At 55.1% G+C, this 10,583-nt stretch carries 9 protein-coding genes; 6 read left to right on the plus strand and 3 right to left on the minus strand.

Translation table 11 applies throughout. The features are described from left to right. Positions 1-100: 100 nt before the first annotated feature. The 6 genes from GX364_05700 (at position 101) to GX364_05725 (ending at position 7,824) form a co-directional block, all read left to right on the plus strand. Positions 101-1,711: an alpha-glucosidase gene (locus tag GX364_05700; protein NLI70335.1), complete on the plus strand. Its 1,611-nt coding sequence runs from the start codon at positions 101-103 to the stop codon at positions 1,709-1,711. A gap of 27 nt (positions 1,712-1,738) precedes the next feature. Continuing rightward, positions 1,739-2,989 carry an ROK family transcriptional regulator gene (locus GX364_05705; GenBank protein NLI70336.1) on the plus strand — a complete coding sequence of 417 codons (1,251 nt, stop codon included), beginning with the start codon at positions 1,739-1,741 and terminating at the stop codon, positions 2,987-2,989. Positions 2,990-3,014: 25 nt separating this feature from the next. Continuing rightward, positions 3,015-4,133, plus strand: coding sequence for a carbohydrate kinase family protein (locus GX364_05710; GenBank protein NLI70337.1), 1,119 nt, complete (start codon positions 3,015-3,017; stop codon positions 4,131-4,133). A gap of 21 nt (positions 4,134-4,154) precedes the next feature. Then, positions 4,155-5,270, plus strand: a complete 1,116-nt coding sequence (locus GX364_05715) for a xylose isomerase (protein NLI70338.1) — start codon at positions 4,155-4,157, stop codon at positions 5,268-5,270. Positions 5,271-5,380: 110 nt separating this feature from the next. Continuing rightward, the gene (gene rbsK / locus GX364_05720; GenBank protein NLI70339.1) at positions 5,381-6,295 is read left to right on the plus strand and encodes a ribokinase; all 915 of its coding nucleotides are present in this window, start codon (positions 5,381-5,383) and stop codon (positions 6,293-6,295) included. A gap of 56 nt (positions 6,296-6,351) precedes the next feature. Then, a complete protein-coding gene (locus GX364_05725; GenBank protein NLI70340.1) occupies positions 6,352-7,824 on the plus strand; it encodes an MFS transporter in 1,473 nt (490 codons plus the stop codon). Between the two features lie 123 nt (positions 7,825-7,947). Here the strand turns inward: GX364_05725 and GX364_05730 are convergent, their stop codons facing one another. From GX364_05730 to GX364_05740, 3 genes are all read right to left on the minus strand, one after another. Then, on the minus strand, positions 7,948-8,724 hold the full coding sequence (locus GX364_05730) for an ABC transporter permease (GenBank protein NLI70341.1): 777 nt from the start codon (positions 8,722-8,724) through the stop codon (positions 7,948-7,950). 44 nt (positions 8,725-8,768) lie between these two features. Then, the gene (locus GX364_05735) at positions 8,769-9,806 is read right to left on the minus strand and encodes an ATP-binding cassette domain-containing protein (GenBank protein NLI70342.1); all 1,038 of its coding nucleotides are present in this window, start codon (positions 9,804-9,806) and stop codon (positions 8,769-8,771) included. Positions 9,807-10,217: 411 nt separating this feature from the next. Further along, positions 10,218-10,358 (minus strand): hypothetical protein, encoded by a 141-nt coding sequence (locus tag GX364_05740; protein ID NLI70343.1) that lies wholly within the window; start codon positions 10,356-10,358, stop codon positions 10,218-10,220. Positions 10,359-10,583 lie beyond the last annotated feature (225 nt).

Genomic DNA, 10,583 nt, shown 5'->3' on the forward strand with positions numbered 1-10,583 from the left:
TATAGAGTATAACTAAGAAACTTTATAAAAGTATTTTAATAACCTTCCGAGAACAGGCAGAAATTTCGGGTAAAAAAATAAGGATGAAGGGGTGGAAACCATGAAAGAACCCTGGTGGAAGGAAGCGGTTATTTATCAGATCTATCCGCGCAGTTTTCTTGATTCGGGTGATGACGGGGTCGGGGATATCCGGGGCATCATCAGCAAACTTGATTATCTGAACGACGGTACGGAAAGATCCCTCGGTATTGACGCCATATGGTTGAATCCTGTATATCCATCACCCCAGTACGACTTCGGCTACGACATCATGGATTTTCGCGGCATAGATCCGCAGTACGGCACGATGGCGGATTTTGAAGAGCTCCTTCGGGAGGCTCACAAACGCAACATCCGTATCATCATGGACATCGTGCCCAGTGTAACCTCCCATCTGCATCCCTGGTTCATCGAATCCCGTTCATCGCGTGACAATCCCAGGCGGGATTGGTACATCTGGCAGGATGCGCCCCCGAACAGGAAATACCCCAACAACTGGCTCGGCGCCTTCGGCGGGCGGGCCTGGGACTGGGACAAAAAAACTGGACAGTTTTACTACCATAATTCCTTGCCCGAGCAGCCGGATTTGAACTGGCGCAATCCCGAGGTGGAGCGCGAAATCCTCGACGTCCTCGATTTCTGGTTCCAGAAAGGCGTCGATGGCTTTCGTATCGATGTGCTCAATTATCCATACAAGGACAAATATTTCCGCAGCAATCCGTATTGCATCGGTATCCGCCCCTACGACATGCAGAAGCATCTTTACGACAAGGATCTGCCCGAAAGCGTGGAGGTCGGGAAGAAAATGCGTCTCGTTGCGGACAGATACCCGGACAGGATGCTTGTCGCCGAGGTATACAACTTTGATCCCGAGGAAGCTGTACGCTACTACGGCGAGGACCGGGACGGGCCTCACATGGTTTTCAATTTTTCCGCTGCATTTTCGCCCTTCAGGGCTTCCGCGTTTCAAAAAAAGGTTGAAAGGTGGGAGGAACTCGTTGCCGACAGGGGGTGGCCATGTTATTTTTTTTCCAACCACGATATACCCCGCCATATCACCCGTTTTTCCCTTGGGCAGGGGAGATGGGCCACGGAACGGGCCAGGGTGGCCGCGGCTTTCTTGCTGACGATACGCGGTACCCCTTTTCTCTACATGGGAGAGGAGATCGGCATGAAAAGCTACTTCATGAAAAAGAAGGATCTGATGGACCCTGTCGGTATCCGTTATTGGCCCTTCTACGGACGGGATTGGGCACGAACCCCTGTCCAGTGGAACGATGGCTTGCATGCCGGTTTCTCCGGGGCGAAACCCTGGCTTCCCGTCAACCCCGATTACCGGGAATGCAATGTGCAGGCCCAGGAAAATGATCCCGGATCGCTCCTGAACTGGTACCGGAAGTTGATCTGGCTTCGGAAGAAACACAGCGCCCTCGGCGGGGGAAAACTGATATTCCTCCGGGGATTGCCGGAGGGCCTGCTCGGTTATCTGCGTCGGGATGAGAAGGAAGAAATTCTTGTCCTCCTCAATTTCACGGCGGCACCCGGAAAATGCGCGCTGTTACACGGATCGAAGAGGGTCGAAGAATTGTTGAGTTACGAGGCCCGGCTTGACGGCGAAAAATTGTATCTTGGCCGGTATGGCATATTTATCGCCGGTTTGAAAAGCGTATAATCGGAGGACATTCGGTGGGAGAGCGAAATGGAAAGTAAAATGAACAGCACCGCCATGATGCGCAAGAAAAATTTGCTGAAAATAATAGAAGTTGTCCTGGGGAACCCGTATCTATCACGTCCGGAAATAGCCAGAATGGTGGGGCTCACCGGTATGACGGTCAATACCCTGGTGGCCGAATTGGAACGCCGCAACATCGTTGTTCAGAAGGGGTTGCAGGATTCAAAGGGCGGCAGAAAGGCGCTTCTCTACAATATCAACTGCAAATCGAAGACGATCGTGGGTGTAACCCTGCAGATCGAGCAGGCTACCGTGGACATCTTTGATCTATGCGGTCGGAAGATGGCGGAAGGCATCGTCCTCCCCCTGCATGCAGGGGAGCAGATCGAGCGGGATCTCTCCCGCATCGTTGCAGCAATCAGGAAAATCACCTCCGGCTCCACCGGAAACAGGGAAGATATCCTCGGGGTCGGCATGGCGGTTCCCGGGCGTGTGGATTGCCGGAACGGCATTGTCTACAATCTCACCAATATGCCCCGGTGGCGCAATGTTCCCCTGAAGGAAATGCTGGAAAAAGAGCTGGGGATGCCCGTATTTGTGGAAAGAGATACCTATGCGCATCTGAGGCACCTGAGGTTGTCCGCACAGGCGGAGGACAGGGGAGATGTTCCCAACATGGTTTATCTTGCCATCGACGAGGGGATCGGTGCGGGAGTGATCCTGGACAACCGGGTTTACCATGGTTCCCATGGACTGGCGGGAGAGGTCGGGCATATCTCGCTTGACCCGGACGGCCCACCCTGCAACTGCGGCAACCGCGGATGTACGGAAGTTTATGCTTCTCACGATGCCATCATCCGCAACTATGCCCGCAACCTGAAAAAGATGTCCCTGGAAGATGCGGAGGTTGGCAACGTCCTCGGCAGGCGCTCCCTGGAAAATAAATTCATACTTGATCTTGCGCGGAAAGCTGCGGATGGCGATGCGGCTGCAGACCATGCCTTTCAGGTAGCAGTCAGATACCTGGCCGCGTGCATCATCAATATCATCAACATGTACGATCCTTCGCTCATCGTTATCGAGTGCAAGTGGATGCGCATGGCGCGGAAATATTTCCACATGGTCGTGAGCAGTGTTTTTCAGGGGTGCAGGCTTTTCAACAGAAATGACGTCGAGATAGTGTTGAACCCCGTTGAAGATATTTTTGAATCCTCCTCCTATGCGGTGGTGATGGACAGGATGCTCACGGAACCGGACGGCAATGCTCTGATTGGCTAGATCAAGAAGAAACAGATGAAAGAACTTGCCAAAGTTTTGCATGGATCCGTTGCAGCCATGCCATCCGGAGGAGAACCTTGGCCCCCTTTCCCCCCCGCCTTTTGCCGCATGGAAGGAGGGCATAACATCCAGGGCGCGGGAAAAACGAAAGGAACGTGATCGAACAGTGAGGGTACTCTGCTGCGGGCTGATTGTATGTGACATCTTGATCAAACCCGTTTCGCACAGGACGTTGCGCGTGGACACCTCCACCGCCGAATCGATCAAAATGAGTGGCGGCGGCGATGCCCACAATGTGGCTGTCAATCTGGCCACCCTGGGGGTGAAAACCAGCCTCGTCGGCAGGATCGGCACCGACGAGCCGGGCAGGTGGCTGCTGGGCGGGATCAGATCTTCCGGCGTGGACGCCTCCCATCTTCTGTTGACGGATGAAGCAACTTCCACCAGTGCGGTGCTCATACGAGAAAACGGGGAAAGAAATTTTGTTTCCTGCAAGGGGGCCTGCCACAATCTGGCCGAGGGGGACATCCCCGATTCCATCCTCCATGAACACGATATCCTGTATGTCGGAAGCGCATTTGATCTGCCGGGTCTGGACGGGGAGGGAATGGCCCGCCTGTTCGAGCGGGCGGATCGGGCCGGGATGCAGATTGTCCTGGATGTTACGGCGAACCCCTGCAAGCGGAACATGTATACACTGGCGCCTTCCCTGCGCCACGTGGATTTTTTCATGCCCAGCAGGCGCGAAGCCGCGGCCCTTTCCGGCAGAAGGAACATGAAAAAGGCGGCGGATTTCTTTCACGATCGGGGCCCCGGGACCGTGGCCATAAAGCTGGGGGGCGAGGGATCCCTGTTGTCACATGCAGGGGAGAAAAAAATATTTCCCGCGCATGAAACCGCCGTTGTGGACACCACGGGAGCCGGAGATGCTTTTGTTTCCGGGTTTATCGCCGCCCATGTACGCGGGTTTTCCGTGGATGATTGTGCAAAAATTGGCAATGCCGCCGGGGCGGTATGCATCGGCCACATGGGTGCTTCCGGCATGCTAACCGGCTTTGAAGCGCTTGCCGGGATGGCCGGTCTGGACATGATACGGCATGCTGCCAATCGGGAAGGAACGCAGCAACCCATCGATGGAAAATGAGAATCGGGAAAGGAGAATGATATGGGACTGCAAAATTTGCAATATCAGAAAAAATTTTTGAACCGGGAGGAGATGCTGCGTCACCTGCAGGAATTCCGCCTCGAAATCAAGCCGACGGTGGGGGTCTGGAGCCTGACGCCATCGGGAGGACGCTTTCATGAGCCTTACGGCGCGGAGGTGAGCATTCCGGAACGCATCAAGATGATCGGGGAGATGGCGGAGATAGGGGTCAGGGGCCTGGAAGCCCATTACGGCCCGGAAATCAACGAAGACAATCTGCATCTCTACAAACAGCTGGAGAAGGACACCGGTATCCGTATCTCGGGGATCGGCCCGCATACTTTTTACAACCGGGAATATGAATTCGGGACATTGTCCAATCCCGTCGCCCGTTACCGCGACCGTGCCACGGAGAAACTCATCCGGGTTCTGCGCCTGGTCAAGGAGGCGGATGCCGATGCCTGCGGACTTTGGCCGGGGATAGACGGATACACATACCCGTATGGCCATTTGTATTACCAGATGTGGGAGAATTTCGAGGGTGCCCTTGCCGATGCCATGGACGAGGTGCCGGGGGTCATGGTGCGCATTGAAACCAAACCCTACGAACCGATACCGAACAACATCTATCGCACCATCTCCGACGGGCTGATCCTTGCCCGGGATGTGGAGGCGCGCCTTTCCAACCCGGTGAACCGCAGGCTGCTCGAGCAGGGCTACTGCCTCGTCGGCATGCAGCCGGAAATCGGGCATATCCGTATGGGCTACGAGGACACTCCCTGTGCATTCGCTCGTATATGCCGGGAAGGACGCATGTCCCACCCCCACTTCAACAGTCAACCGCTCGGCAATTATGACCAGGACCTCAATGTCGGCGTTGTCGAATGGGATCAGGCCGAAGCGGGGTTGCTGGCCCTCAAGATGGCCGGTTTCAGGGAATATATTGGCATCGACATCAATCCCGAGAGGATGCCGATCCGCAAAGCCATGGAGATCAATATCCGTGTGCTGGAGATCATGAATGAAAGAATAAACAATCTGCCCTATGAACGCATGCTGGATTGTTACTATTCTCCGGAGAAGAACCGCGGGGAGATGGAACTCATCCTGGCGGAGGGGATGCGCATCGGGCGTTGAACGGCGCATCGGCATCGAGTGCAGAAAAATAACTTCTGCTGAAAACGGCCAGCTTTGCTTTTTGGCCGCTCATCGCCATATTTTCACGCCGGAACGGAGGCGTTGCATTGATGAACAGAATCTGTGTGGTTGGAAGCCTCAACATGGATATGGCAATATCCACGCCAAGAATTCCCCTTGTCGGGGAGACGATCCTCGGAAGCGGTTTCATGACCGTCCCCGGGGGAAAGGGGGCCAATCAGGCCGTCGCTGCTGCCCGCCTGGGCGGAGACGTCAGCATGGTCGGCTGTGTCGGTGATGACCCTTACGGGTGTGAACTCCTGGGCAACCTCGAAAGCGCCGGCGTGGAAACGGACAGTGTCAGCATCATCCACGAGGGGCATACGGGGGTAGCCGTGATCGTCGTGGGTAAAGATGGTGATAACTTCATCATCGTTGACCAGGGTGCGAATCTGCATCTGAACACGGAAAGACTGGACAGATACAGATACGTCATGGAAAAAAGCAATCTGTTGATGCTCCAGCTTGAAATTCCTTCGGGAACGGTCGAATATGCCGTTGATATCGCCGCACGATCGGGCGTGCCGGTATTTCTGGATCCTGCTCCGGCAGCACCGCTCGGCGAGGAACTGCTTTCGAGAATCGATATCTTGACCCCCAATGAAAGTGAAACTGCCATGTTGGTGGGTTTTCCCATCGATTCGATCGACGATGCCGGGCGTGCCGCGGCGCTCCTGCATGGCCGTGGAGTGATGCAGGTGGCGGTGACCCTGGGGGACAAGGGCGTCGTTTACAATTGCGGGGATAGTATCGTGCACAGGCCGGCCTTCAAGGTCGAGGCGGTGGATACCACGGCGGCGGGGGATGTCTTCTCCGGCGCACTGGCCGTCTCGCTGGCGGAGGGGAGCAATATCGACGAGGCCGTGGAATGGGCCGCCGCTTCCGCTGCCCTGGCGGTAACCAGAAAAGGCGCGCAGACTTCGATTCCCGATGTTGGGGAGGTAAGAAAATTCCTTTCCGGGTGACGCAGTTTGAAAAAAGTGATCCCGGGATCGATGCACAGCCACAAAGGAGGTATATCATGAAGGACCTGAAAACCAAATTGAGTTACGGGAGCGGGGACATATACGGGGGGGGTGCTCTGCTGATATTCAGCCTGCTCTACATGAATTATCTCGTGCTGGTAGAGAACATACCCGTTGTTTTTGTGACCACGATCATCCTCATTGGCAAGATCTGGGACGCGATAACTGACCCCCTCGTCGGCAGGATCTCTGACAGGACCCGTTCGCGGTTCGGAAGAAGGCGGCTATATTTTCTCATAGGTATACTGCCCGTGATGCTTTCCTTTGTGATGCTCTTCCATTCTTTCGGCATCGAGGGCGAGACCGCCAGGGTGATCTACCATGGATTTGCATATATATTTTTCGGCACCGCTCTTACCATCGTCATGGTTCCCTACAACGCCATCCTCTCCGACATGACCTCCGATTATGATGAAAGAACCTCGTTCATGCTTGTCAGGATGGTCATGTCCGGCGGGGCAGCCCTTGTCTGCGCCGTGGTTCCCAGCCTCATCATCAAGAGCGTCGGGGGAGAAATCAACGGCCCCGCCCAGAAAAACGGCTACCTGGTGATGGCAGCCATCTTTGCCGTCATCTTCGGTGCATGCTGGCTCTCCACTTTTCTGGGCACAAAAGAACGGGAGGATCTTCCCGAACCGGAGAAAATAACCCTGTTTGACTCCTTCTCCGTTTTTGGATGCAAGCCCTACCGCAATTTCCTCGGTATCTTCCTGACCTACCAGATTGCCATTGATCTTGTGCTGGCCATATTCATCTTTTACGTCGACCTGGTCATCCTGAAATACAACCACTACGAGCTTCTCATCGGCACCCTGCTCGTTTCACAGCTGGTCCTTCTGGGGCTGCAAGGCCGGCTCGCCAGAAAAAAGGGCAAGGTCTTTCCTCTCTTTGTAGGCTTCCCCATCTGGATAATCACCGCGATCCTGTTCATCTTTGTGAACAGGAGCACCCCCATCCCGGTGCTGATACTCTTCGCCGTCCTGATCGCCGTGGGCGCATCGGCCGGAAATCTTGTCACCTGGACCATGTTGACGGACATCTTTGATCTTGACGAGATCGTTACGGGCAAGAGGAGGGAAGGACTGTACAGCGGCATGACCACGTTTTTGAGAAAAGTTGCCAGCGGTGTGGCCATATTCATTCTGGGGGTGGGGTTGAATATGCTTGGTTTTGACCAGAACCAGTACAATCTTCTGCGAAGCTCCGCTGCCGAATTTGATCATTCCGCCTACGCCGGGATGGCCGTGGTTGCCGGTGTGAAATGGATGTTCATCCTGATACCCATCATCTTGCTCTCGATCTGCCTCATCTTTGCTTTCAACAACAAGGTCAGCAAGCGGCGTTTCGATGCTGTGCTCAAGGGAATAGAGAACCTGAAGGAAAAAGGCGACCTGTCCGCCCTTTCTGCCGAGGAAATCGCCGACATCGAGACGGCAACGGGGGTAAAAAGCAATCTTCTCTACCGATAGGGTAGCGGCTGCCTGCCGTCCCTCGACCCATGGGGCTGTACCGACAGAAGCGGGACGGCAAAATCGGGGTCACATGGCCTGCAACAGGCAACCCGATTGAATGGAACGGAACCCGAAGCGGGATCAGGCGATGGAACGGCGGAACTGGCGAGCGGCCACCAGTGACATCACGGCGGCGAAGATCAGCATGGCCAGGATCCCCTTTCCGATCGAAGCCGACCAGAGCCCAATCCCGACAAGCTCGCGCAGTGGCCCCACCGCATAGGAAAGCGGGTTCCAGCGGGCAATGGCCTGCAACCAATCCGGCATCGCCTCCACCGGGAACATGGCATTGCTGGCAAACATCAGGGGCATGGTCAGGAAATTGACGAGGACCATGAGGGTTTCGTGGGAATGTATTACCGCCCCCAGCGACAACGAAATGCCGGAGACCCCGAAGCTGAAAAGAAAAACGATGACCACGATCAGGAGAAAACCGATGGGCCCGCTGGCAATGCGGACGCCGAGAAACATGGCAATGATGGCAATAATGGTCACTTGCATTATGCTTTGAATAGCGGCGGCCAGCATCTTGCCCATGGGGATCGCTGCCCGGGAAATGGGGGCGGCCAGCATCTTGTTCAGGTACCCGAAACGCCGATCCCAGACCACACTCATCCCGCCGAAGATGCTGCCAAAAAGGGAAGTCATGACCATGATCCCCGGGGTCATGAAGACCAGGTAATTATCGACGCCGATCATTTTTGCCGCAAACGGATTGCTGGTCAATCCGGTCAGAGCATTGCCCATGAAGAGAAGCCAGATCAACGGTTGGATCACCGTCATCAGAATACGGGCTTTCTGGCCGAAAAATTTTTTCAGCTCGCGCCAGCATACCCAGTAGATATCGCCAAGCCGCAGCCCGGCCGCAATATTTCCGGTTTTGTTGATTTCTGTTTCCGCCTTCATCTGCGTGCCCTCCTCATGGCAAACATCTGTTTGTAAACTGCCTCCCTGTTTCCCCCTGCCTCGTCACGCAGCCCCCTGCCGGTATGGGACAGATAAACATCATCCAGCGTGGGTCTCTTGAGGGTGACAGATTCAATCTTCACCCCGTTGTCCTGGGCCACCTCGAAAATCTGCGGCAGAAGAAAATCACCGTTCCGGGCCACAACAATATGCTCCTCCTTGCTGCGCTGCGAAATTTCCTTGACATCTGGCAGCGCTTGCAGTGCCGCCAGTGTGGATGCGGCTGCCGTCTGGGGAGCATCGGCCAGACGGAAGAAGATCACATCGCCGCCAAGCTGGTCTTTCAAGGTTCCGGGTGTGTCGATGGCCTTGATCACGCCGCGGTCAATGATGGCAATGCGGTCACAGAGAGCATCGGCCTCGTCCATGTAATGGGTCGTCAGAAAGATGGTCATCGCGTTTTCATTGCGCAGCCGCTCGATATAGTGCCAGATCTCGTGACGCGTCTGGATATCCAGGCCCAGGGTGGGCTCGTCCAGAAAAAGTACGCTGGGGCGGTGGATCAGGCCGCAGGCGATATCCAGCCGTTTCCGCATTCCGCCCGAATAAAATTCCACGCGATCACGGGCACGGTCGCCCAGGCCCACCAGCTTCAGCACCTCGTTGATACGGCTGGCAACCTGTGATCCGGGGATATGGTAAAACCGTGCCTGCAGAACCAGGTTCTCATACCCGGTCAGATTGTCGTCCACGGCCAGCTCTTGAGAAACATACCCCAACTGGGTGCGCACGCGGTAGGAATCCTTGACAATATCGAGCCCGTTCACGACGGCACTGCCGCCTGTGGGGCTGATCAGCGTTGTCAACATCATGATCGTTGTCGATTTGCCGGCTCCATTGGGCCCCAGAAAGCCGAAGATCTCCCCGCGTTCGATCCGGAAGGAGATCTTTTTGACGGCTTCGATCCCGCCGCGGTATGTTTTCTGCAGGTCGGTAACCACAATGGCCGGGTCAGCTTTTTCTGTTGATTTCATCGTCAGCCGCCTCCCGGTTATATTGCCAATGCTCGATTGGCCTGTTATGACTTTACCCGATCAATGACATCATGGAAGCTGTACTGATCATGCAGTATGCAGAGATTCTGTTTCAGTTGCCGCCGGATTCTGGCGGGTGATCGGCTATATTTCACTCTGCTATGGCATTGAAACATCTTAAAGCATATCGGTGTGCTTGTCAATGTGCAGAACGTATTTTGGGGGGCGTTGTTGTCCCGGTCGGCAGGCGCAATAGCCCTGGCGGAACCCGATGCCCCGGCGGTAATCAGGCATGTGCTCATTGAGACAATTGTTTCGTAGGAGAAAGTGAGTGGTCAAGATTCTTCAGCGCCTGCGGCGACCTCTCCCCCTCCCTGTCATTCCGAGCAGGTGTTCTGCATTACACAGGCATCATGCTGTTATACAAAGCTTGCAGGGACGCCGCCCCTGGTCGGTGGGAAAGCGCAGCGTGGAATCTGACAGGTAATACACTGTCGCATCACGTCGGCAGTCCCGTTTCGCTTCCTCGCCTTCACCGGCTATGGCAACCATTCACTCTATGTCGCTTACGCCAACATATCCGTACGGGAAAAAGACAGAAGCCCAGGAACCAGTTTATGGCGATGGTAAGGTGTGTACGAGGAGGGGATTCTTCGGTCGCCCCAAAAAACAGGGCTCCCTCAGAATGACAGGTACTACACTGTCACATCACGTCGGCAGTCCCGTTTCGCTTCCTCGCCTTCACCGGCTATGGCAACCATTCACTCTATGTCGCTG

Source organism: Bacillota bacterium (assembly GCA_012518215.1).
In the GTDB taxonomy this organism is placed as follows: domain Bacteria; phylum Bacillota; class Dethiobacteria; order DTU022; family PWGO01; genus JAAYSV01.